We start from the raw sequence: 22,278 nt of genomic DNA on the forward strand, positions 1-22,278 counted from the left end.
GGCCGGAGAGTCTTTCCCCAGGCCGAGCAAAAGGGTAGGTCTGCCCTGTGCAGCGCCGCGAACTACCGCCCGAGCTCTCGTTCGCGGCCATCCCCGCCGCCGAGCCGCGCGAGCTCGCGAGCCCGCCGCCCTCGCGCCGCCAGAAGGGCGCCGAGCCGGAGGTGGTCTCGGTCGCGGAGCTGGATCGTCGGCTCAAGCGGATCCTCGAGGGGTCGACCGCGGACGTGCGCGTCGAGGGCGAGATCTCGGGCCTGCGCGTCGTGGGCAGCGGCCACGCGTACTTCACGCTCAAGGACGAGAGCGAGGAGGCGGCGATCGACTGCGTGATGTACCGGACCGCGGCGCCGCGCGCGCGCAAGCTGCTCGCCGACGGCGCGCGCGTGGTGCTCACGGGCCGCGCCACCGTCTACGTGCCGCGCGGCCGGCTCCAGTTCTGCGCGGACGACGCGCGCCTCGCCGGGCGCGGCGCGCTGCTCGAGGCGCTCTTCCGCCTCAAGGAGAAGCTCGCCGCCGAGGGGCTCTTCGCGCCGGAGCGCAAGCGCAGGCTGCCGGTCGATCCGCAGATCATCGGCGTCGTCACGAGCGGCGACGGCGCGGCGATCCACGACATCGTGACCGTCGCGTTCCGCCGCGGCGGCGCCCGGCTGATCCTCGCGCGCACGCCGGTGCAGGGCGCGGGGGCGGGGCAGCGGATCGTGCGCGCGATCGGGCTGCTCGAGGAGTTCCCGGGCATCGAGGTGATCATCGTGGGGCGCGGGGGCGGCTCGGCCGACGACCTCAGCGCGTTCAACGAGGAGATCGTCGTCCGGAAGGTCGCGGCCGCGCGCGTGCCGATCGTGAGCGCGGTCGGGCACGAGATCGACGTCGCGCTGACCGACCTCGCCGCCGACGCGCGCGCCGCCACGCCCTCGCAGGCCGCGGAGATGCTCGTCGCGGACGCGGCGGCGCGCCGCGCGGCGCTGGAGCACCTCGAGGCGCGCATGCGCCGCGCGATGGCCCACCGGCTCAGGGCCGCGCGCGCCGACGTCGACCGGCAGCGCGCCCGGCTCGGCTCGCCGGCGCAGATCCTGGCGGAGCCGCAGCAGCGGATCGACGACGCGGTGGCGCGGCTCCGGCGGCGCATGGAGCGGATCCTCGTCGAGGATCGCGCCGGGCTGCAGCGCCTCGAGCGGCGGCTCGCCGCGCGCCACCCGCGCGCGGTGATCGCAGGCGCCCGCGGGGCGCTCCGGCCGCTGTCGGTGCGCCTCGCCGCGGCCGCTCACCGCCACGTCGCCCTCCTGCGCGAGGGCTTCGCGAGGGACGTCGCGCGGCTCGAGGCGATGTCGCCGCTGCGCGTGCTCGCGCGCGGCTACGCCATCGCGACGGACGCGTCGGGCCGCGCGGTCCGCGATCACCGCGAGGTGGCGCCGGGCGATCCGATCGCGGTCCGCGTGCACCACGGCGCGCTGCTCGCGCGCGTCGTGGCCAGCGCGGGGCCGGACGAGCCGCTCGTCGAGCCCGGCGCGCCCGCGGCCGGCGGCGCCGCGCCTGCGGCCGCCGCCGCCGCGCCTGCGGCCGGCGCCGCCGCGCCTGCGGCTGCCGCCGCGCCCGCGCGCCAGAAAGGCGGGCCGCGCGCCTCCGGGGCGGGCCGCGCGCCGAGGCGCAGCAGGTCGCAGCCCGGCGCGCCCGCGTGCGAGCAGCTCGGGCTCGGCTTCGTGGCCGAGGAGCGCGCCCCGACCTTCGGTCGCGCGGGCGCCTCCGGGCAGGTCTCGGCGGGGCAAGGCGGAGCAGAGGCCGGCCCGGAAGAAAGGCGTCATGTCGAACCCTGAGCGGCGAATGTTCGGTCTGGTCGGGCACCCGGTGGGCCACTCGGTCTCGCCGGCGATGCACTCGGCCGCGTTTCGGGCGCACCAGCTGCCCCACATCTACAGCGCGTTCGACGTGCCCACCGGCGCGGAGCTCGCGCGCTTCGTCAGCGACATCCGGAGCGGCCTCATCGCGGGCGCGAACGTCACGATCCCGCACAAGCGCGCGATCATGTCGATGGTCGACGACGTCGACTCGAGCGCGGCCGAGGTCGGCGTCGCCAACGTCCTCTGCGCGACCGAGTCGCGGCGCGTTACCGCGCACAACACCGACGTGCTCGCGCTCCGCGACGAGCTCGCGCAGCTCCTCCGATCCGCCCCGCCCGGCGGGGACGATCCGGCCGGGCGGCCCGGCGCGCTCTCGAGCCCGCGGCAGCGCGCGGTCATCATCGGGGCCGGCGGCGCGGCGTTCGCGGCGATCGCCGCCTGCAAGATGCTCGGATACCACCTCATCAGCGTGACCACCCGGTCGTGGACCAGCACCGAGGCGATGCTGGAGTCGCCGGCGGGGCAGCGCGCGTCCGAGCTCGGCGCGCTCACCGCGCCCTGGCCCATCCCGACCGACAGGTCGATCAGCAGCAAGTCCTCGGTGGCGCTGCGGCTCAACTGGAGCGAGTTCGCCGTCGCGGCCGACCTGATCATCCAGGCCACGAGCGCCGGCATGCTCGGCGGGCCGCCGGGCGAGGAGGTCACGAGCATCATCCCGTGGGACTCGCTCTCGCCGGACGCGTGCCTCTACGACGTCGTCTACAACCCGCCGGTGACCCCCTTCCTCCGGATCGCGCGCGAGCGGGGGCTCCGCGCGTCCGACGGGCTCGGGATGCTGGTCGGCCAGGCGGCGCAGTCGTTCACGCTCTGGACCGGCCTGCCGGCCCCGGTCGACGTGATGCGCGCCGCCGCCGAGGACTCGCTCAGGAAGGCCACCGGCGGTCGATGAGCTCTGACGGATCCCGGAGGAGCGCTCCGGCTCACGACCCGATCTCGTCCCCGCCAGCGGCCTCGCGCGTCCAGGGCGCGGCGCTGGAGCACGCCTCGCCGTGGCCGCACGTCGAGGTGCGCGGCCAGCTCGCCATCGCGCGCAAGGAGTGGCTGCACACGAACGGGGCGGGCGCCTACGCGAGCTCGACGATCGCGTGCATGCACACGCGCCGCTACCACGGCCTGCTCGTCGCGGCGCTGGACCCTCCGCGGCGCCGGCACGTCATGCTCTCGCACGTCGACGCCAGCGTCCGCCCCCTCCGGCCCCAGAGCTCGCCGACCGACCGCCGGGCGTCGTGGCCGCGATGGGATCTCGCCAAGCACCAGTTCCCGGGCATCGACCCGGAGGCGAGCTCGTTCTACCTGGAGCGCTTCGATCAGGACCCGCTCCCGCGCTGGGCGTACGCCCTGCCGGGCGGCGAGCTCGAGGTGACGCTCGGCCTCGTGCGCGGCGAGAACGCGGCCGTCCTGCGCTACACCTGGAGCGGCGCGGACCAGGTGATGCTGACGCTGCGCCCGCTCCTCGCGGCGCGCCACATGCACCAGCTCCTCCGCGAGAACGGCGGCATCTCCCAGAAGGTCGAGCTGCGCGCCGGCGCGGCGCGCGGAGAGCCCGGCGCGGGCCGGGACCGCCCCGCGATCGGCGAGGTCCGGGTGCAGCCGAACCGCGCGCTGCCGCGGATCTGCTTCCGCTACCAGGGGACGTTCGTGGGCTCGCAGGACTGGTGGCGCCGGTTCGAGTACCTCGGCGAGCAGGATCGGGGCCTCGACTTCCTCGAGGACCTCTGGACGCCCGGCCACTTCGAGACGGTGATCGGCGCCGAGCCCGTCCACCTGCTCGTGGCGGTGGGCGCGCTGCCCGAGGACGAGCCGGAGGACCTGCTCGCGGCGGCGAGCGCGGCGATCCGCGCCGAGGACCCAGGGCCCCGGCGGCCGCTGCTGGAGCGGCGGCTCACCATCGCGGCCGAGACGTTCCGCGCGGACGCGGCCGCGCGGCCCGGCGTGATCGCGGGCTATCCGTGGTTCGAGGTGTGGGGCCGCGACGCGCTCATCTCGCTCCCCGGCCTCTACCTCGTGCCGCGCAAGACCGAGGGGGCCATCCGCGTCCTCCGCGCGATGATCGACGCGATGCAGGACGGCCTCGTGCCGAACCGGCTCCCCGACGCGGGCGAGCCCGCCGAGTTCCACACGGCGGACGCGACGCTGTGGCTGTTCGAGGCGGCCCGGCTGCTCGCCGACGCCGTCGGCGACGCGCACCCGTTCGTCGCGGGCGAGCTCCTCGGCGCGCTGCGCGACGCGTTCGAGGCCGCCCTGCGCGGGACCAGGAACGGGATCCACATCACGGCCGACGGCCTCTTCGCCGCGGGCCGCAGCGGCGAGGGCGCGATCGACGGGCTCACGTGGATGGACGCGCGCGTCGGGGGCCGCGCGGTCACCCCGCGCGCCGGCTGTCCGGTCGAGCTCACGGCGCTGTGGGCGAAGGGCTCGGAGACGCTCGCGCGCCTCGCGCGCGCCGCCGGCGACGCGCGCCTCGCCGGGCGCGCGGAGGCGGCCGCCGCCGCGGCGCGCCGGGCCTTCGCGGCCCGCTTCTGGTGCGAGGAGACCCGTTATCCCTACGACGTGATCTCGGAGCACGCGACGGGGGAAGGCGCGTTCCGCGACGCGACCGTCCGCGCCAACGCGGTGATCGCCGTCGCCGTGGATCCCGCGTGCTTCACGCCGGAGCAGGCCTCGGCGCTGCTCGAGCGGGCGCGCCTGGAGCTCGTCACCCCCGCCGGCGTGCGATCGCTCTCGCCCGCCGATCCCGCCTACGTGCCCCGGTACCAGGGGGGCCCGGACGCGCGCGACAGCGCCTACCACCAGGGCACGGTGTGGCCGTTCCTGCTCGGGTTCTACGCGCGCGCCGCGAAGCGCTACTCCACGCTCGGCGAGCACGTGATCCCGCTGCTCCACCGGCTCGTGGCCTCCGCAGCCTCGAACGAGATCGCGCTCAACCAGGTGCCCGAGGTCGCGTCCGGGGAGCCGCCGCACCACCCCGGCGGCTGCTTCGCCCAGGCGTTCAGCGTGGCGGAGCTCCTGCGCGTGATCGCCTGGGACCTGCCCCCGCCGGACCCGGGCGGGGCCGGCGCGCCGTCGCGCTGAGCTGCCGGGTCCCGCGCCGCGCGCCTGGCGCGCCTGGCGCGGCGCCTCGGCCGCCGGGCCCGACCTCAGCCCGCCCGCTCCAGCGCCGACTCCTCGCGGAGCGCCTTGCTGCCCTGCGCGGTGAAGCGCAGGAGCTTGCCCGGATCCTCGGCCTCCATCGCGAAGGCCTCGATCTCCTCGAACAGCGCCTCGATCTTCCGCGGACCGCACGTGGGCAGGAAGCCGCGGAGCACGCGCGGGTCGTAGAACCGGAAATACTGCTGCTTGCCCGTCCCGCTCTCGACCAGGAGGAACCGGCGGAGGTGCTTCCGCACGTCGCCGAACGGGCGGTTGCTCGTCAGGAAGACGCCCCAGCCGTCGCCCCAGCCGCTGTCGATCAGCGCGTCGAGCAGGGTGGACTCGCGCGGGAGGTGCACCAGCGTGGGACCGACGTCCGCGAGGAGCTCGCCCTGGAAGCCGGCGTAGAGCGACGCGGTCTGCTCGCCCGCCTCGACGAGGAGCAGCCGGATGCGCGGATCGCGCGCGGCGTCGAGCACCGCGAAGAGCGGCGAGCGCTCCTGCCGGAGCCGCGCCCGCGCCGACGCGGCGTACGGCGCGCCCGTCGCGGCGGGCGCGGCCCGCCGCGTCCTGCGCGACGGGGGCGCGGGCCGGGTCGGCGTGCATCGTCCGTTCGCGCCGTTCGCCTCGCGGCGCACCACCGCGAACAGGGTCGCCCCCGCGCGGATCTCGTCGCCGTCCCGCAGCGAGACCTCGCGCGCGCGCTCGCGGTTGACCTGCGTCCCGTTGCGGCTCCCGAGATCGCGGAGCAGGTAGCTGCCGTCGATCTGCTCCACCGAGAAATGCAGGGCAGAGAGCTCGCCGTCGCCCGCGATCGAGAGATCCGATTCAGGCGCGCGGCCGACGAGCAGCGGACGATCGCCTGGAATGCGCGCGGTCTGTCCGGCCAGGGGGCCCGAGATGACCTGGAGGAGGAATCCTACTTCCTGGTCTTCGCTCATGGTCGTCTCCATCGCACAAGGCGCCGATGAGGCCGGCGAGTAAGCCTAGAGCATCGATCGGCGCGAAATCCACACGAAGGCGGGAACCATGAGAGAGGCATCCAGGAGACTGCCAATCTTTCCAGCTTGCCCGCCCTTTCAAGCAGCTTGCGCGGAATTCGCGCAGGGGTCCGATGTCCTGCCGCCCGAGACAGCGACGGTGGGCGGCTGTGGTTCGAGCGGCCGGGCGCGGGCCGATCAAGCGGCTCAACCATGGCGGCTTCTCAACGGCTCGAGGCGGAGCCAGCGCGCGACGAACGCCCGGTCCTCGGGGGCGAGCACGCCGGTGACCCGCGCGGCCACGAGGTAGAGCGCCGCGTAGAGCGGTGCGCTGAGCATGAGGCAGACCCCGGGGCGCTCGTCGATCGCGCTCGAGGCCAGCAGCCCGCTGAGCGGCGCCGCGGCGACGAGGGCGCTGGCCGCGACGCGCCCGTAATGACCCCACGGGAAGACGCCGCGCAGGCCGACGCCCGAGAAGCGCGCGATGCGGGCCACCATCAGGACGATCATGATCGCCTGCGTCAGGACGGCCGAGAGCGGCGCGCCGATCATGCCGATCGTGGGCAGGAGGGCCAGGCTCGCCGCGGTGTTGAACACCATGGCCAGCACCTGGATCCGCAGGATGATCGCGGTCTGGCCGAACGCCATCAGCATGATGCCATACGCCGTCACGCGCAGCGGCATGAGCGCGGAGTAGATGCGGAACGGGACGGCCGCGCCCGCGTACTCGTCGCCGTAGATCGTGCGCATGAGCGGCTCGGCGAAGAGCAGGAGGAACGCCGCGACCGGGAGCATGATCAGCGTCGTCTTGCGGATGCCCGAGTGCCAGAGGTCGATCGCCGCCCTCGCGCCCTCCTCGCGGGTCCGCCCGCCCTCGACGCGCGCGACGAGGTCGGGGAGCATCGTCGACGTGACGGAGTAAGCGAGGACGCTGACGAGCGGCAGCTCCTGCGACCCGACCGCGAACTCGGCGAACAGGCCCGCGCTGAAGAAGAGGCCGACGACGAACTTGTCGAGCTTCTGGTTGAAGAGGCCGGCGAAGCGGGTCACCGAGAGCGGGAGCGCGTACGCGAGCTGCGCCCTGGCGCCGCCCGGGAACGGCGCGACGGGGACGTCGCGGAACAGCCGCGCGTAGAGCCGGTACGACAGCCAGAGCCTCAGGCCCTGCGCCGCGCACTGGGCGGCCAGGATCCACGCGATGGAGCACCCGAGCGCGGCGGGGACGAGCGCGCCCGCGGCGCCCGCCACGGTGACCAGCAGCGCGACGCCCGCCGACTTGCGGTGGTTGTTCGTGGCGATGAAGAGCGGGCCGAAGACGCTCGCAGGAAAGCCGACGACGCTCGTCAGGCCGATGAGCAGCAGGGGTGCCGTGATCCCCTCCCGGCCGCCGAGGAAGACGCCGGGGAGGAAGGCGAACGCGGCGAAGACGAGCGCCGTGAGCGTCCCGAGGCCGAGCAGGAGGAGCATGCTCTGCCGCACGAGCCCCTTGAGCTCGGGGCGGGTCACCTTGGGCGTGAAGTAGAGGAGCGACTCCGGGACGTAGAGCTGCGCGAGATCGCGCCCCGTCGTGAACAGCACGGTCACGAACGCGAGCACGCCGTACTCCGACTTGCCGAGCAGCCTCACCACGACGACGCCCTGCACGAGGTTGATCAGGGTGCTGACGAGCTGCCCTCCGACGATCATCCCGATCCGGTCGGCCAGCGACGCGCCGTCCTCCGCGCCGCCGGTGGGCGCCGCCGGCGTGGTCTCCGGTGTCCGCGGCGGGGCGCTCGCGTCGGGGGGGGGCGGCTGCTCGCCTCGCATGGCGGCTCGGTACCACAGGAACCAGGCAGAAGCCCTTCCTGCGAGCCGGTCGTCGTGGCATGCGACCCGCGATGAGCGGCGCGGAGCAGGCGAAAGACAGCGAGATCTTCTACGATCGGCTCTGGCAGCACACCGAGACGGCGGCCGATCCGGCGATCGTCGCGAAGGGCGACCTGCTCCTGCGCATGATGCCGCCGGGGGTGCGCACGGTGGCCGACGTGGGCTGCGGCGACGGCTACCTCACGCATCGCCTCGCCGAGCGCTACGACGTTCTGGCCATCGACCGCAGCCCCGTGGCCCTCGCGCGGCTCCGCGTTCGCACCCTGCAGGCGAGCGCGGACGCCTTGCCGCTGCCGGACGGGGCCGTGGACCTCGCCTTCTCGAGCGAGATGCTCGAGCACCTGCCCGATCCGGTGCTCGCCGGCGCGGCCCGCGAGCTCGACCGGATCGCCGCGCGGTACCTCTTCATCTCGGTGCCCTTCCGGGAGAACCTCCGCCGCAGGTTCGCGCGGTGCCCGCGCTGCGGGCTGGAGTTCAACATCTACGGCCACCTGCAGTCGTTCGACGCCGCGTCGCTCGACCGACTCTTCCCCCGCTTCGAGCGGATCGCGACCGAGCTCGGCGGCCCTCCGGAGCAGGCCACGAGCGAGCGGATCGAGCGGCTGCGCCAGCGCGCGCTCGGGTGCTGGTTCCTCCCGCGGGGCGTGCGCGTCTCCTGCCCCGGCTGCGGCGAGGCCGACCTCGCTGCGCCGCGGGTCCGGCTCGCGCAGCACGTCGGTCGCCTCGCGCTCGACGGGGCGACCGTGGCGTGGCGGCTGGCCTCGGGCGCGCGAGCGCAGCCCTACTGGATCATCGCGCTCTACCGGCGCCGAGGGGAGGCTGGTTGATGGCCGAGGACGAGGGGGGCTTCGAGCAGGATCTCGAGGCGATCAACCGGTACTACACCGAGCGCTTCCTGCCGGCGAACCCCTGGGCGAGCCTGCTCAACGGGTATCCGTACCTCGTCGCGCGCCAGCGGCAGCGCCGCATGCGCGAGGCGCTCGTCGCGTGCGGCGTGCGCACGCCCGAGGCGCTGCGCGAGATGTCGGTGCTCGACGTGGGCTGCGGGGCGGGCTCCAACCTGGCGTGGCTGGTCGAGCTCGGCGCGGACCCCTCGCGCCTCACCGGCATCGATCTCATCGCCCAGCGCACCGCCGTCGCGCGATCGCGCTTCGCCGGCATCCGCTTCATGGCAGGCGACTTCCTGAAGGCCGACGTCGGCGGGCCGTTCGACATGGTGATGATGCTCGCCGTGCTGTCGTCGGTGACCAACGCGGAGCTCAAGCGGCGCCTCATGGAGAAGGCGCTCGCCCAGCTCAAGCCCGGCGGCGTCTTCTTCTTCTATGACGTGATCTCGCGGCGCCACGTCCCCGGCACCCCCGAGTACCAGCGCCTCACGTTCGCGGAGCTCGAGGGGTACGTCGCGCCGCGCGAGCTCCGCTACTTCCGCAAGGACCTCCTGAGCCGCGGCGTCGCGGAGCGGCTCCTGCCGCGCGTCGGCGTGACGGTGACCGAGGTCGTGCAGGCGATCCGGCTGTTCAACATCGACGGGACGTTCGCCTACCTGCGCGGTTGAGCCCCGGCTCGAGGGGTGGGGCAAAACACCCCACCGGGGTGAAAAGGTCCAGCGCGACCCCGGCGCTGGCATCACCTCGAGTGGTGAACATCCTGGTTCAGTACTGGCATGACACGTGCCAAGCACATGCCGAGTTCGTGGTGAGAAGCTGCCACCGCTGGTGAGCGCAACGCGCACAGCGCCGCTCTCCGCAGGAGAACACTGCATGTCGCAACCCGTCCTCCCTTCAACGTCCGGGACCGCCTGGCACAACCTGCCAATCAAGGAGGCGCTCTCCAGGATCGAGAGCGCCGAGACAGGCCTCACGGCCGACGAGGCCGCCCGGAGGCTCAAGGACGTCGGGCCCAACGTGATCCAGCGCGCGAAGGGTGACAGCGCGTTCAAGCTGCTCTTCCGCCAGATCAACGACCCGCTCATCTACGTGCTGCTCGCGTCGGCGGCCCTCGCGATGATCATGGGCGAGGCCATCGACGGGTCGGTGGTGCTGGCCGTCGTGGTGCTCAACACGGCGATCGGGTTCGTGCAGGAGCTCCGCGCGGGCAAGGCGATCGAGGCGCTCGCCGGCATGGTGCCCCAGTCGGCCACGGTCGTGCGCGGCGGGCAGCGGAGCGTGATCCCGGCGGCCGACGTGGTCCCCGGCGACGTGGTGGTGCTCGAGGCGGGCGACAAGGTCCCCGCGGACGCGCGGTTGATCTCGGTGAAGAACCTCCGCGTGGATGAGTCGGCGCTCACGGGCGAGTCGGTGCCCTCCGACAAGCACGTCGACGCCGTCCCGGAGGACGCCGGCGTCGGCGACCGCAAGGACCTCGCGTTCGGCGGGACGCTCGTGACCAGCGGCACGGCCACGGCCGTGGTCTTCGCCACCGGCGGCGCGACCGAGCTCGGGCGCATCTCGTCGATGCTCCACGAGGCGACCGAGATCGAGACGCCGCTCACCCGCTCGATGGCCAAGGTGGGCCGCGTGCTGACCATCGCGATCGTGGCGGTCGCGCTGGTCATCGTCGGGGTCGCGCTGCTCCGGGGCTACCCGCCGGTCGACGCGATGCTCGCGGGGATCTCGCTCGCGGTCGCCGCGATCCCGGAGGGGCTGCCGGCGATCATCACCATCTCGCTCGCCATCGGCGTGCAGCGCATGGCGCGGCGTCGCGCGGTGATCCGGAAGCTGCCCGCGGTCGAGACGCTGGGCAGCACCGGCGTCATCTGCTCCGACAAGACCGGCACGCTGACGCGCAACGAGATGACGGTCCGCGCGCTGTGGACGCCCGCGGGGACGCCGCCGGCCGGGGCCTTCGCGCAGGGCGGCGCCGGGGAGACGCTCGAGGTCACCGGCGTCGGCTACGCGCCCGTGGGCGAGCTCCGCCGCGACGGCGCGCCGGTGGGCGAGGCGCCCGAGCCGGTGCGCGCGCTGCTCCGCGCGGGGCTGCTCTGCAATGACGCGCGCATGAAGCGCGACGGCGACGCGTGCGGCATCGAGGGCGACCCCACCGAGGGCGCGCTCGTCGTCGCGGCGCAGAAGCTCGGCGTGGACGTCGAGGCGACGCGGCGGGAGTACCCGCGCATCGACGCCGTCCCGTTCTCGTCGGAGCTGCAGCTCATGGCGACGCTCCACGAGGCGCCCGGCGGCGAGCGGGTGATCTTCATGAAGGGGGCGCCCGAGGTGGTGCTCGGGCGCGCCGCGATCGGCGACGCGGAGCGCGCCCAGGTGATCGCGGAGGTGGAGCGGATGGCGGCGCAGGGCATGCGCCTGCTCGCCGTGGCGTCGCGGACGCAGGGCCGCGACGCGGCGTCGCTCGACGAGGCGCACCTCGCGGAGGGGTTCGAGCTCCTCGGCCTCGAGGGGATGATCGACCCGCCGCGGCCGGAGGCGATCGACGCGATCAAGGCGTGCCATGACGCCGGGATCACCGTGAAGATGATCACGGGCGACCACCTGGCGACCGCGCGGGCGATCGGCGAGCAGCTCGGGCTCGTGCGCGAGGGCGGGCGGGCGATGAACGGCACGGAGATCGCGCGGCTCTCGGACGAGGAGCTGCGCGCGGCGGCGGCGTCCACGAACGTGTTCGCGCGCGTGGCGCCGGAGCACAAGCTCCGCCTGGTCAGGGCGCTCCAGGCCGACGGGAAGGTCGTCGCGATGACGGGCGACGGCGTGAACGACGCGCCGGCGCTGAAGCAGGCGAACATCGGCGTGGCCATGGGGATCACGGGGACGGCGGTGTCGAAGGAGTCCGCCGACGTGGTGCTGACCGACGACAACTTCGCGAGCATCCGCGCGGCGGTCGAGGAGGGGCGGCGCGTCTACGACAACCTGGTCAAGGCGCTCGCGTTCGTGCTGCCGACGAACCTGGGCGAGGCGCTGATCCTGCTCGTGGCGGTGATGACCTTCCCCATCCTCGGGGGCGCGCCGCTGATGCCGATCACGGCCGTCCAGATCCTCTGGGTCAACCTGGTGGCCACGGTGGCGCTCTCCCTGCCGCTCGCGTTCGAGGCGATGGAGAAGGACGTGATGGGCCGCCCGCCGCGGGACCCGAGCGAGCCGATCCTGAGCCGGTTCGTGCTCGTGCGCACGGCGATCGTCGCGGTGCTCATGACGGCGGGGGCGATCGGGCTCTTCCTGTACGAGTACTTCACGGAGGTGCGCGGCGGCGTCGTCTCGGAGGTCGCCTACCGCGAGGCCCAGACCGCGGCGGTCACGACGGTCGTGCTGTTCCAGATCTTCTACGTGCTCAATTGCCGGTCGTTGCGCGACTCGATGCTGAAGATCGGGCTCTTCTCGAACCCCTGGATCTACGTGGGGATCGGCGCGCTCCTCGCCCTGCAGCTCTGCTTCGTCTATGCGCCGTTCATGCACACGCTGTTCGGCTCGGCGCCGCTCTCGCTCGGGGCGTGGATCAACTCGACGCTGGTGGCGCTGACGATCCTGCCGGTGATGAGCGTCGAGCGGTGGTGGCGCCTCCGGAAGGCGCGGCGCACGGCGGCGGAGGGGCAGCCGGCGGACGCCGGCGTGCAGCGCGTGGCGGGCGCGACGGCGGGGCACTGAGCCGGGGCGGGGCTCCTCGATAGGAGCGCCACCGGGGCGGGGCCGTGTGGTATCACGCGCGCGGCCCCCGCATGCCGCAGCGCCGCTTCCTCCTGATCAGCTACTTCTATCCGCCGCACGGCGGCGCCGGCGTGCAGCGCGCCCTGCACCTCAGCCGGATCGCGCCCTCCCTCGGCTGGGAGCCGGTCGTGCTCGCGTCCGGCCAGCGCGGCAGGACCGCGGTCGATCGGTCGCTCCTCTCCAAGGTCCCCGAGGGGGTCCGCGTCGAGCGCACGCGCGCCGCGGTCGGCTTCGGGACGCTCTTCGGCGCCCTGCCGGTCGACGCCTACCTCGGCTGGCTCCCGTTCGCCCGGCGGCGGCTCTCCGCGATCCTCCGCGAGGAGCGGTTCGATCTCGTGTTCAGCACGTCGGCGCCCTTCACGGCCCACCTCCTCGGGGACCACGCGCGGCGCGCGCTCGGCGTCCCCTGGGTGGCCGATTTCAGGGACCCGTGGACCGACAACAATTTCCTGCCGCTCTACCGCGGTGAGGGCCCGATCGCCCGGATGCGCCAGCGCGTGGACCGGCGGATCGAGGAGCGCATCTTCGCGGGCGCCGACGCGGTGCTGGTCACGGCGGACCCGTTCCGCTCGCTGCTCGTCGAGCGGCGCGGCCTGCCGGAGGGCAAGGTGCACCTCGTGCGGAACGGCTTCGATGCGGAGGACTTCGCCGCGCCGTACGCGCCCCGGCCGGATCCGGGCGGCCGCTTCCGCCTCCTGTTCGCGGGCAACATGTACGGCGACTACAACCTCGCATCGGTGTTCCGCGCGGCCGATTTGCTCCTCTCGCGGCGCGCCTTGCCCGGCTTCGAGCTCTCCATCGTGAGCGCCGCGGGCGCGTGGGCCGAGCGGGAGGCCAGGAAGTACCCGCACCTCCGGCCGCACCTCCGGGTCGAGAAGCCGGTGCCGCACGACCAGATCGTGGCCCGCTACCGCGACGCGGACGCGCTCGTGCTGTGCGCGCTCGACCCGCTCTCGACGCCCGGCAAGCTCTACGAGTACATCGCCGCCGGCCCGCCGGTGATCGCCTTCGTGGTGCCCGGGACCGACGCGGCGCTCGTGCTGTCGCGGACGGGGGCAGGGGAGGCGGTGCCCGCGGACGACGTCGAGCTGGGGGCGCTGTCGCTCGAGCGCGCCTATGATCGCTTCCGCCGCGGGGACCTGCCCGCCCGGCGCGAGGACGAGATCGCGAAGCTCACGCGGCAGGCGCAGGTCGCCGAGATCGTCGCGCTGTTCGAGCGCCTCGCCGGCGAGCGCGGCGCAGCGTAGCCGCGGCGCTGACCGCCGCGCGAGCTGGCCGCACCGCGCGCTGACCGCAGCGCGAGCTGGCCGCTACGCGCGCCGGCCCGAGGTGGCGGCGGAGGCGACGATCGCGGCGCGGTAGAGCGCCTCGAACTGGTCGACGCACCGCTGCCAGTCGGCGCGCTCCACGGCCCACGCGCGCCCGCGCTCCGCGAGGCGCGGCCCGAGGTCGGGCTCGTCGATCAGCCGGTCGAGCGCCGCGACGAGCGCCGCGTGATCGGCGGGCGGCACCAGGAGCGCGCGTTCGCGATCGAGCACGCCCTCGTAGGCCGGCAGGTCGCTCGCGACGATGGGCACCTCGAGCGCCGCGAGCTCGCAGAACGTGGACGGCACGCCGTCGACCTCGAGCAGCGAGACCGCGGCGTCGGCCATCGCGTAGAGGCCAGGGAGCTCGCTGTACGGGCACGGCTCCGCGAACCTCACGCTCGCGCCGACGCCGAGCTCGCGCACCATCGACCTGAGCTTCCGCACGTACGCGGGCTCGTCGTGCCGGCCGTACAGCTTGATCACGAAGACGCCCTCCCTGGCCCAGCGGCTCGCGGCGAAGGCGCGGAGGATGCGATCGACGTGGTAGTGCGGCTTCGTCTGCCGCGGGCTCAGGAGGACGCGCTTGCCGGGCTCGATCCCGAGCTCCCGCCGGAAGCGCGCCGCCCCCTCGAGCGCCGTCTGCCGCGCGAACGTCGCGAGATCCACGCCCCAGAGCACGATCTCGCAGGGGACGGCGAGGGCGCGCTCGCCCATGCGCGCCCGCGCCCTCGCCAGCAGGGGCACGCTGTCCGCCGTGACGGCCGAGGCGCGCGACAGCACGTGGTTGACCCGGCGGACCGTCCACGGCGATCGCCGGAACACCTCGGGGTTGATGTCGGAGCCCCACGCGGTGGCGACGATCGGCGGGCCGCCCTGCATCCTCGACCAGAGGTCGTGCCACGGGCGCAGGAAGTTCAGGTGCACCACGTCGACGCCGAGCTCGCGCACGCGCCGCCGCGCCCAGAGGCGCCGGAGCGCGTGTGGGACCAGGGAGGAGAGGAGCCTCAGCTCCTCGCAGCGCTGCCCGTACTCGCCGCGGATCGAGGCCGCGATCCCGGGCGCGTCGCAGAGGATGACCCGGTGGCCCCGGGCGGCGAGCGCGGCGCCGAGGCGGGCCTGCTGCGTGGCCTTCGGATCGCCGTGGAGGAGCACGGTCAGACGCACGGGGCGCGTGTACAGGACGGCACTGCCCGCGTAAAGCGCCGCGCCAGCGACCTCGACACAACGCGCTGGTAGCGCGGCGCGGACCACGGCATGCTCGCGGGTCGAGATGATCTACCTCGTCGCCGCGACGCGCCCGAACTTCATGAAGCTCGCCCCCATCTGCCGCGCCCTCAAGGCGCGCGGCCTGCCGATGCGGCTCCTGCACACGGGCCAGCACTTCGACCCGACGATGAGCGACGTCTTCTTCCGCGACCTCGGCCTGCCCACGCCCGATCACACGCTCAAGGCGGGCGGCGGCTCGCACGCCCAGCAGACGGCGGCCGTCCTCGTCGGCGTCGAGGCGGACCTGATCGAGCACCGGCCCAAGGTGGTCGTTGTCGTCGGGGACGTGACGAGCACGCTCGCCGGCGCGCTCGCGGCGTCCAAGCTCGGTATCCCCGTCGTCCACGTGGAGGCCGGGCTGCGCTCGCGCGACTGGACGATGCCCGAGGAGATCAACCGCGTCCTCACCGACCAGCTCTCCGATCTCCTGCTCACGCCCTCGCACGACGCCCACCCGAACCTGCTCGCCGAGGGCATCCCGCCCGAGCGCGTCCGGTTCGTCGGCAACGTGATGATCGACTCGGTCCATTACGCCCTGAAGCGGCAGACCGACGCGCTGTCGCGCTTCGGGCTCGAGCCGAAGAAGTACGCGATCGCGACGCTCCACCGCCCGGCCAACGTCGACAGCGCCGAGCGGCTCGCCGAGACGCTCGACGCGCTCACCGCGATCGCGCAGCGCCTGCCGACGGTGTTCCCCGTCCACCCGCGCACTGTCGCGCGCGCAGAGTCGTTCGGCCTGTCGGGGCGCCTGCGCGAGACGAAGGGGCTCCGGATCATGGAGCCGCTCGGATACGACGACTTCGTCACCGTGATGGGCAATGCGCTGCTCGTCGCCACCGACTCCGGCGGCATCCAGGAAGAGACGACCGCGCTCGGGATCCCGTGCCTCACGATGCGTCAGGGCACCGAGCGGCCCATCACCGTGACCCAGGGCACCAACACCGTTGTCGGGCTCGACGCGGCGCTCATCGCCCGCGAGGTCGACGCCATCCTCGACGGCCGCGGCAAGCGGGGCTCCGTGCCCGAAGGGTGGGACGGCAAGACCGGCGAGCGCATCGCCGACGCGCTGGAGGCCTTCCTCGCGGGAGACCCGCCGCCCAAGACGTCCGGCCCGCGCGCCTGAGCCCCGAGCGCGCCGCGCGCGCTCATCATCACACCGAGCGCGCCACGCGCGCTCACCATCACGCCGAGCGCGCCACGCGCGCTCACCACCGCGCCACACCGCCTCTCGCGCCGCCCACGTGGGAGGCGCCCCGCCCGGACAACCGCGCTCCCCACAGCACCCGACCAAACAGCGTCTCTGCCGCCGCGAGATCGGGTTTCCGTCTGTTCATCGACGAACAGTCCAGTTATACATGTACCGTGGCAAGGAATTTCCTACCTGAAGTCGACTCGGCATCTCGGCGGCGGGGGAGACGGGGGTTCACGCTCGTCGAGGTGATGCTCGCGGGCGGGCTCGTGACGATCCTGGCCGCCCTGGCCACCCACGGTGTGTCGAAGTACATGGTGCTCGCCACGTCGGCCGAGGCCAAGCAGACGGTCGGCGCCATCTCGAGGGCCGTCGTCGCGTCCGCCGACCGGCTCCAGGCGAACACGGGTAGCGCGGCGGCCCACCCGCTGTGCAGCGACGCGGTCACCGTGCCCAACGCGTTCTATCGGGTGCAAGGGATAAAGTACCAGCCCGATCCCAGGCCGGGCATGGACTACAACACGGGGAGTCCGACCGTGGGGTGGAAGTGCCTCGGATTCGAGGTCACCCACCCTCAGTCGTATCAGTATCGATATCGGCTCGGCGGCTCGCCGATGCCGGTATCCGCCTCCCACTGGCCGGCGGACGTGCCGCCGGACCGCAGGTGGGCGGCCTACGCGCGCGGCGACCTCGACAGGGACGGGACGCACGCGTGGTTCGCGCTGGACGGCTATCTCAAGGACGGGCAGGTGGTGTTCGCGAGCGCGATCGGCTCCATCGACCCGGACGAGTAGGGGGCGCCATGGATCACGCCGCGCTCCACAAGCTGTTCGGCGCCCTCTCGTCGCGGCGCGGCGGTGACGGCGCCGCGATCGAGCTCCCGGGCGCGGATCTCGCGGCGGCGCACCTGCCGTGCGCCGACCTGCAGGGCGCGAACCTCGCGGGGGCGCGGCTCGACGGGGCCAAGCTCGGCGGCGCGAACCTCGCGGGGGCGCGGCTCGACGCCGCGTCGCTCGTGAACGCCGACCTCACCGGCGCGGACCTGCGCTGGGCCGACCTCTCGGGGGCGCTGCTGGGCGGGGCGCTGCTCACGGCCGCCGACCTGCGCGGCGCGAAGCTGCCGCGCGCGTTCTCGTCGGCGAGCTCGCTCGCGAACGCGCGCGTCGACGCGTCGGCGTGCGCGCGCTCGGGCCTGGATGAGGAGGCGATCCTGGCGCTCGCGGGCGCGGGCGCGTCGTTCGACGACGTCGGGGAGTTCCCGTCGCCGCTGCGCGAGGCGCTCGCCAGCGCCGAGGCGGTCCCGGAGAGCGCGGCGAGGAGCCGCCGCCTCGGCGCGGCGCCCGAGTCGCAGCGGCTGGGGGCGGCGCCTGAGTCGCAGCGGCTGGGGGCGGCGCCTGAGTCGCAGCGGCTGGGGGCGGCGCCTGAGTCGCAGCGGATGTCCGCGCCGCCCGAGTCGCAGCGGATGCGCGCAGCGCCCGAGTCGCAGCGGATGTCCGCGCCGCCCGAGCCGCAGCGGATGTCCGCGCCGCCCGAGTCGCGCCGCCACGGCGCTGCCGCGGTGGCGCCGCGCCGTGCCGCCGATCCGGCCGAGCCGCCGCCGGGGCGCCGCGGCCCGGCCGCGGCCGGCGCCCCGCGCCAGCCGCAGGAGGCGCCCCTGCTCGCGCGGCCGGTCGAGCTGCGCCTCGCCAGCGCCGGCGGCGCGCTGCTCCTCGTCCTTGCGGCCGCCGTCGCGCTGGCGAAGGTGCCGCAGCCCGGGCTCCTCTGGGCCGCGCACGCCGGCGGCGCCCTCGGCGCGGCGCTCCTGACCTTCGCGCTGCCGCCGTTCGGGGCCGAGCGCGGAGCCGCCCGCGCCCTCGGGGCGCGCCTCGTGCTCGCCGCGCTCACCGCGACGCTCGTCCACGGGATCGACCCGTCCCGCCTCGCGGTCTTCCGGCTGCGCGCCACGCTCTCGTCGGGCGACGCCGAGAGCCGGTCCGCCGCAGCGCGCCTGCTCGCGCGGAGCGGCCACCGCCGGTTCGATGGCGTGGACCTGTCCGGGCTCGACCTCTCCAGCGCCGACTTCACCCAGACGAGCTTCCGGAACGCGCGCCTCGGCGGGGCGAACCTGTCGGGCGCGGCGCTGATGGAGTCGACCTTCGAGGGCGCCGATCTGAGCGACGCGGACCTCCGGGGCGCCGACCTCTCCGGGTCGGACGCCGACCAGGCGCGCGGCTGGGAGCTGGCCGCGTGCGACGAGGCGACGGAGCTGCCCGGCGACGGCGCGTGCGTGCTCGGACACCCGGTCCGCGCGCCGCAGCCGGCGCAGGACGCCACGGCGCGCGCCACGCACGACGGCGTGCCGCCGGCAGACGCGCTGTAGAGAACGGCGTGTCCGCGGCTGCAGCGCGGAGAGGGCGCGCGCAACCCGTGAAGGGCAGAGAGCCGGGCAGCCTCGCGGAACCGGAAACGGTCTGCCGGGGCGCAGCCGGCAGCCCTGGCGGCACCGGAAACGGTCTGCGGGAGGCAGCCGGCCAGCCCCGGTGGCACCGGAAACGGTCTGCGGGAGGCAGCCGGCCAGCCCCGGTGGCACCGGAAACGGTCTGCGGGAGGCAGCCGGCCAGCCCCGGTGGCACCGGAAACGGTCTGCGGGAGGCAGCCGGCCAGCCCCGGTGGCACCGGAAACGGTCTGCGGGAGGCAGCCGGCCAGCCCCGGTGGCACCGGAAACGGTCTGCGGGAGGCAGCCGGCCAGCCCCGGTGGCACCGGAAACGGTCTGCGGGAGGCAGCCGGCCAGCCCCGGTGGCACCGGAAACGGTCTGCGGGAGGCAGCCGGCAGCCCTGGTAGCCCGGCCCTCAGCCCGGCCGCCGCGCCGCCGCGCGGGTCGCGCGGGCCGCGGACGCCTCGTCGACCGTGAGCGCCTCCTCGGCGGCGGCCGCGAGCTCCGCGAACGTGGCCCCGGCGAGCGCGTCCTCCACCGCGTCGAACGCCGAGGCGCACATGCTGAGCTGCGTGACCCCGAGGCCGACCAGGAGCGGCGCGACGTCGGGATCGCCCGCGGCCTCGCCGCACACAGAGACCGGCCGCCCCGCGGCGTGCCCCGCCTCCACCACCGCGCGCACGAGCCGCAGCACGGCCGGGTGCGCCGGATCCGCGAGCGCGTGCAGCCGCGCGTGGCCGCGCTCGGCCGCGAGCGTGTGCTGCGTGAGGTCGTTCGTGCCGATGCTGAAGAAGTCGGCCTGCCGCGCGAGGCGCTCGGCCATCAGCGCCGCCGACGGCACCTCGACCATGATGCCGGTGGCCACGGGCCAGCGGTGCGGCCTCCCGGCGGCCGCGAGCGCGCGGTGCGCGCGCTCGAGCGCAGCGCGCACCGCGCTCACCTCGGCGGCGGTCGAGACCATCGGGATGAGGACGCGCACGTCGTGGCCGCGCCCCGCGACGAGGATCGCGCGGAGCTGCGCCTCGAGCAGCGCCGGCCGCGCGAGGGACAGGCGGACGCCGCGCACGCCGAGGCTGGGGTTCGTCTCGGCCTCGAGGGCGAGGTACGGCAGCGCCTTGTCGCCGCCCGCGTCGAGCGTGCGGACCACGATCGGCGCGCCGGCGAACACAGCGAACGTCTCGGCGAGCAGCGCCGCCTGCTCGGCCTCGCCGGGCTCGTCGAGCCGGCCCAGGAACGGCATCTCGGTGCGCAGCAGCCCGATACCGAGGGCGCCGGCGTCGCGCGCGGCGCGCGCGTCCGACGGCCCGGCCACGTTCGCCCAGAGCTCGACCGCGCGGCCGCACGCGAGGCGCAGGCGGCCGTCGCGCGCGGCCGCCGGCCGCCGCGACGCGCGCAGGACCGCCCGCCGCCGCTCGACCGCGAGCGCGGTCTCGGGATCGGGGTCGATCCACACCTCGCCGGTCGCGCCGTCGAGGCCGGCGCGCGCGCCGCCCGCCTCCGGCACGAGCGCCGCGGCCCCGGCCACCGCGGGGATGCCGGCGGCGCGCAGCAGGATGGCCGCGTGCGAGGTCGGGCCGCCCCGCCGGTCGATGACGCCGAGCACGCGCGCCGCGTCGAGCCGCGCGGCCTCCGACGGCGTGAGATCGTCGACGAGGACGACCGCCGGCGGCCCGTCGGGCACCGTGCCCGCGGCGCCGCCGAGCAGGGCGCGCACCACGGCGTGGCCCACGTCGTGGACGTCCGCCTCGCGCGCCCGCAGGTACGGGTCCTCGAGCTGCCGGTAGATCGCGGCGGCGGCGTCGACCGCCTGACAGAAGGCCCACGCGGCGTTGCAGCGCTCCCGCTCGATGCGCGCGAGGGCCTCGTCGACGAGCGCCGGATCGCAGAGCAGCGCCTGGTGGGCGTCGAGGATGTCGCTGCCGCGCAGCGCGTTGCCGAGGTCCTGCGCCGCGAGCTCGAGCGCTCGCCGCAGCCGCTCGACCTCGGCCGCGATGTCGTCGACCGTGGTCTCGGGGACGTCCGGGAGCGATCGCGCCAGCCGGACCAGCGGGCCGAGCGCGACGCCCGGCGCGACAGGGATGGCGAAGCCCGACACGGCGATCGCCGCGGGCGCGGCGGCCTCCGCCTCGCGCTGGAGGAGCGCCACGAGCGCCTCGACGGCCTCGGCCGCCTGCCGCCCGGTCGCGCGCACGCGCAGCACGTCGCCGCGGCGCGCCCCGAGCGAGGCGAGCGCGATCAGGCTCGCCGTCGGGACCGGGCCGCGGCCGTTGGACACGTTCTCCAGGGTGATCCGGGCGTCGAAGGCGGCCGCGCGCGCGATGAGGTGCGCCGCCGGGCGGGCGTGCAGGCCGCTCGGATCGGCGGTCGCTACCTCGGCCATCGCGGCCGTCGCGGCGGCGGCCGCGACGGCCGCCGCCGCGCCCGCTGTGGCTGGCGCCGCGCCCGTCGCCGACGCGCTCGCCGCGCTCGTCGCCACCGCGGCAGGGGGCTCGCCCTCGCCGAGCTGCGCGATCTTCGCGGCGAGCGCCTGCCGCGCGTCCGCGGCGACCTGATCGACCGTGCCGCCCGCCGCCGCCCGCACCGCGGCGGCGACCGCGCCTTCCACGATCGGCCCGCCGGTCAGGCGGGTGCGCGCGCCGAGCTCCGGATCGACGAGCTCGAGCGCCGTCTCGGCGCTCAGGATCGCGCTGCCGAGGTCCATCAGCACGACGGCGCCGGCGGGCCCGCAGACGCGCTCGAGCGCCGCGGCGATCGCGGTCGCGTCGGTGCCGAGCTCGACGCCCCCCTCGCCGGCGCCCGCAGCGCACGCGATGGCGACGGACTCGCCGGTCATCTGGCGGGCCAGCGTCTCGGTGGCCTCGGCGAGCGCACGGCTGTGCGACACCAGGACGAGCCCGACGCGGCCCGCCGCCCCGCTCATGCGCCTGCCGTTGCGGCCAGGCTCCGCAGCAACAGCCAGCACGACGTGGCGCCGGGGTCCTGGTGCCCGGCGCTGCGCTCACCGAGGTAGCTCGCCCGGCCCTTGCGGGCGATCAGCGGCACGGTCGCCTCCGCCCCGGCCTTCGCCGCCTCCGCGGCGCGGGCGAGCGCCGCCGCGAGCGGCGCGCCGCCGTCGCCCGCGCCGTCGGGCTGCGGCGCGCCCAGGGCCGCCTTGAGCGCGTCGACGGCGGGGACGAGCGCGTCGACCATCGTCTTCTCGCCGGGCGACGCCTTGCCGCGGCGCCGCACGCCCTCGAGGCCCGCCTCGAGGGAGCCCGTCAGGGCCGCGAGGTCGAGCGCCGCGGCGCCGGCCACCTTCTGCCCCGCGTCGCGGAACATCGTGCCGTAGAGCGGCCCGCTCGCCCCGCCGACGGTCGACAGCAAGATCGTCCCGACGCCCTTCAGCAGCGCGCCGATGTCGCCGCGATCGAGCGTGTCGAGCCGGGCGCGCACCGCCGTGAAGCCGCGCGCCATGTTGACCCCGTGGTCGCTGTCGCCGATCGCCGCGTCGAGCTCGGTCAGGTACGTCTTCTCGCGCTCCAGCGCGTCGGCCGCGCGCTCGATCCACGCCGCGATGTGGTCGCCGCTCAGGGTCTGCATGG

General features: G+C 75.0%; 15 protein-coding genes. 10 read left to right on the forward strand and 5 right to left on the reverse strand.

Annotation, left to right across the window (positions count from 1 at the left end; all coding sequences use genetic code 11):
- The first annotated feature begins 47 nt into the window (after positions 1-47).
- Genes xseA through WME76_RS08445 form a run of 3 tightly spaced genes read left to right on the forward strand, consistent with a single transcriptional unit; the run spans position 48 to position 4,964 of the window.
- Positions 48-1,808: an exodeoxyribonuclease VII large subunit gene (gene xseA / locus WME76_RS08435; protein ID WP_437959656.1), complete on the forward strand. Its 1,761-nt coding sequence runs from the start codon at positions 48-50 to the stop codon at positions 1,806-1,808.
- The gene (locus tag WME76_RS08440; protein ID WP_437959657.1) at positions 1,795-2,781 is read left to right on the forward strand and encodes a shikimate dehydrogenase family protein; all 987 of its coding nucleotides are present in this window, start codon (positions 1,795-1,797) and stop codon (positions 2,779-2,781) included. Before xseA ends, WME76_RS08440 begins: the two co-directional genes overlap by 14 nt.
- Positions 2,778-4,964, forward strand: coding sequence for an amylo-alpha-1,6-glucosidase (locus WME76_RS08445; protein ID WP_437959658.1), 2,187 nt, complete (start codon positions 2,778-2,780; stop codon positions 4,962-4,964). Before WME76_RS08440 ends, WME76_RS08445 begins: the two co-directional genes overlap by 4 nt.
- 65 nt (positions 4,965-5,029) lie before the next feature.
- On the opposite strand, the gene WME76_RS08450 is transcribed toward WME76_RS08445, so the two are convergent.
- Both WME76_RS08450 and WME76_RS08455 read right to left on the reverse strand, forming a co-directional pair.
- Positions 5,030-5,962, reverse strand: coding sequence for a DUF4123 domain-containing protein (locus tag WME76_RS08450; protein ID WP_437959659.1), 933 nt, complete (start codon positions 5,960-5,962; stop codon positions 5,030-5,032).
- Positions 5,963-6,208: 246 nt separating this feature from the next.
- Positions 6,209-7,807: an oligosaccharide flippase family protein gene (locus WME76_RS08455; RefSeq protein ID WP_437959660.1), complete on the reverse strand. Its 1,599-nt coding sequence runs from the start codon at positions 7,805-7,807 to the stop codon at positions 6,209-6,211.
- Positions 7,808-7,866: 59 nt separating this feature from the next.
- Here WME76_RS08455 and WME76_RS08460 point away from each other — a divergent pair, with 59 nt between their 5' ends.
- From WME76_RS08460 to WME76_RS08475, 4 genes are all read left to right on the forward strand, one after another.
- Positions 7,867-8,694 carry a class I SAM-dependent methyltransferase gene (locus tag WME76_RS08460; RefSeq protein ID WP_437959661.1) on the forward strand — a complete coding sequence of 276 codons (828 nt, stop codon included), beginning with the start codon at positions 7,867-7,869 and terminating at the stop codon, positions 8,692-8,694.
- Positions 8,694-9,422, forward strand: coding sequence for a class I SAM-dependent methyltransferase (locus WME76_RS08465; protein ID WP_437959662.1), 729 nt, complete (start codon positions 8,694-8,696; stop codon positions 9,420-9,422). Before WME76_RS08460 ends, WME76_RS08465 begins: the two co-directional genes overlap by 1 nt.
- Before the next feature lie 205 nt (positions 9,423-9,627).
- Complete coding sequence (locus WME76_RS08470) at positions 9,628-12,459, forward strand: cation-translocating P-type ATPase (protein ID WP_437959663.1); 2,832 nt, start codon at positions 9,628-9,630, stop codon at positions 12,457-12,459.
- A 71-nt stretch (positions 12,460-12,530) separates the two neighbouring features.
- A complete protein-coding gene (locus tag WME76_RS08475; RefSeq protein WP_437959664.1) occupies positions 12,531-13,766 on the forward strand; it encodes a glycosyltransferase family 4 protein in 1,236 nt (411 codons plus the stop codon).
- A gap of 63 nt (positions 13,767-13,829) precedes the next feature.
- Here WME76_RS08475 and WME76_RS08480 read toward each other — a convergent pair whose 3' ends face one another.
- The gene (locus WME76_RS08480) at positions 13,830-14,990 is read right to left on the reverse strand and encodes a glycosyltransferase family 4 protein (protein WP_437959665.1); all 1,161 of its coding nucleotides are present in this window, start codon (positions 14,988-14,990) and stop codon (positions 13,830-13,832) included.
- A 106-nt stretch (positions 14,991-15,096) separates the two neighbouring features.
- Here WME76_RS08480 and wecB point away from each other — a divergent pair, with 106 nt between their 5' ends.
- From wecB to WME76_RS08495, 3 genes are all read left to right on the forward strand, one after another.
- Entirely contained in the window at positions 15,097-16,215 is a 1,119-nt protein-coding gene (gene wecB / locus WME76_RS08485; protein WP_437959666.1) for a non-hydrolyzing UDP-N-acetylglucosamine 2-epimerase, read from the forward strand.
- 239 nt (positions 16,216-16,454) lie between these two features.
- Complete coding sequence (locus WME76_RS08490; RefSeq protein WP_437959667.1) at positions 16,455-17,075, forward strand: prepilin-type N-terminal cleavage/methylation domain-containing protein; 621 nt, start codon at positions 16,455-16,457, stop codon at positions 17,073-17,075.
- 8 nt (positions 17,076-17,083) lie between these two features.
- The gene (locus WME76_RS08495) at positions 17,084-18,640 is read left to right on the forward strand and encodes a pentapeptide repeat-containing protein (protein WP_437959668.1); all 1,557 of its coding nucleotides are present in this window, start codon (positions 17,084-17,086) and stop codon (positions 18,638-18,640) included.
- A 472-nt stretch (positions 18,641-19,112) separates the two neighbouring features.
- On the opposite strand, the gene ptsP is transcribed toward WME76_RS08495, so the two are convergent.
- Both ptsP and dhaL read right to left on the reverse strand, forming a co-directional pair.
- The gene (gene ptsP, locus WME76_RS08500) at positions 19,113-21,617 is read right to left on the reverse strand and encodes a phosphoenolpyruvate--protein phosphotransferase (RefSeq protein WP_437959669.1); all 2,505 of its coding nucleotides are present in this window, start codon (positions 21,615-21,617) and stop codon (positions 19,113-19,115) included.
- The gene (dhaL, locus tag WME76_RS08505) at positions 21,614-22,276 is read right to left on the reverse strand and encodes a dihydroxyacetone kinase subunit DhaL (protein ID WP_437959670.1); all 663 of its coding nucleotides are present in this window, start codon (positions 22,274-22,276) and stop codon (positions 21,614-21,616) included. Before dhaL ends, ptsP begins: the two co-directional genes overlap by 4 nt.
- Positions 22,277-22,278 lie beyond the last annotated feature (2 nt).

The sequence above is a fragment of the Sorangium sp. So ce119 genome (assembly GCF_051524405.1).
Lineage (GTDB): Bacteria > Myxococcota_A > Polyangia > Polyangiales > Polyangiaceae > Sorangium > Sorangium cellulosum_G.

Excerpts from the sequence above, each read along its gene's own strand:
- WME76_RS08440 (WP_437959657.1), top strand. The coding sequence starts at position 1,795 with ATGTCGAACCCTGAGCGGCGAATGTTCGGTCTGGTCGGGCACCCGGTG.
- WME76_RS08445 (WP_437959658.1), top strand. The coding sequence starts at position 2,778 with ATGAGCTCTGACGGATCCCGGAGGAGCGCTCCGGCTCACGACCCGATC.
- WME76_RS08450 (WP_437959659.1), bottom strand. The coding sequence starts at position 5,962 with ATGAGCGAAGACCAGGAAGTAGGATTCCTCCTCCAGGTCATCTCGGGC.
- WME76_RS08455 (WP_437959660.1), bottom strand. The coding sequence starts at position 7,807 with ATGCGAGGCGAGCAGCCGCCCCCCCCCGACGCGAGCGCCCCGCCGCGG.
- WME76_RS08460 (WP_437959661.1), top strand. The coding sequence starts at position 7,867 with ATGCGACCCGCGATGAGCGGCGCGGAGCAGGCGAAAGACAGCGAGATC.
- WME76_RS08465 (WP_437959662.1), top strand. The coding sequence starts at position 8,694 with ATGGCCGAGGACGAGGGGGGCTTCGAGCAGGATCTCGAGGCGATCAAC.
- WME76_RS08470 (WP_437959663.1), top strand. The coding sequence starts at position 9,628 with ATGTCGCAACCCGTCCTCCCTTCAACGTCCGGGACCGCCTGGCACAAC.
- WME76_RS08475 (WP_437959664.1), top strand. The coding sequence starts at position 12,531 with ATGCCGCAGCGCCGCTTCCTCCTGATCAGCTACTTCTATCCGCCGCAC.
- wecB (WP_437959666.1), top strand. The coding sequence starts at position 15,097 with ATGATCTACCTCGTCGCCGCGACGCGCCCGAACTTCATGAAGCTCGCC.
- WME76_RS08495 (WP_437959668.1), top strand. The coding sequence starts at position 17,084 with ATGGATCACGCCGCGCTCCACAAGCTGTTCGGCGCCCTCTCGTCGCGG.
- ptsP (WP_437959669.1), bottom strand. The coding sequence starts at position 21,617 with ATGAGCGGGGCGGCGGGCCGCGTCGGGCTCGTCCTGGTGTCGCACAGC.
- dhaL (WP_437959670.1), bottom strand. The coding sequence starts at position 22,276 with ATGCAGACCCTGAGCGGCGACCACATCGCGGCGTGGATCGAGCGCGCG.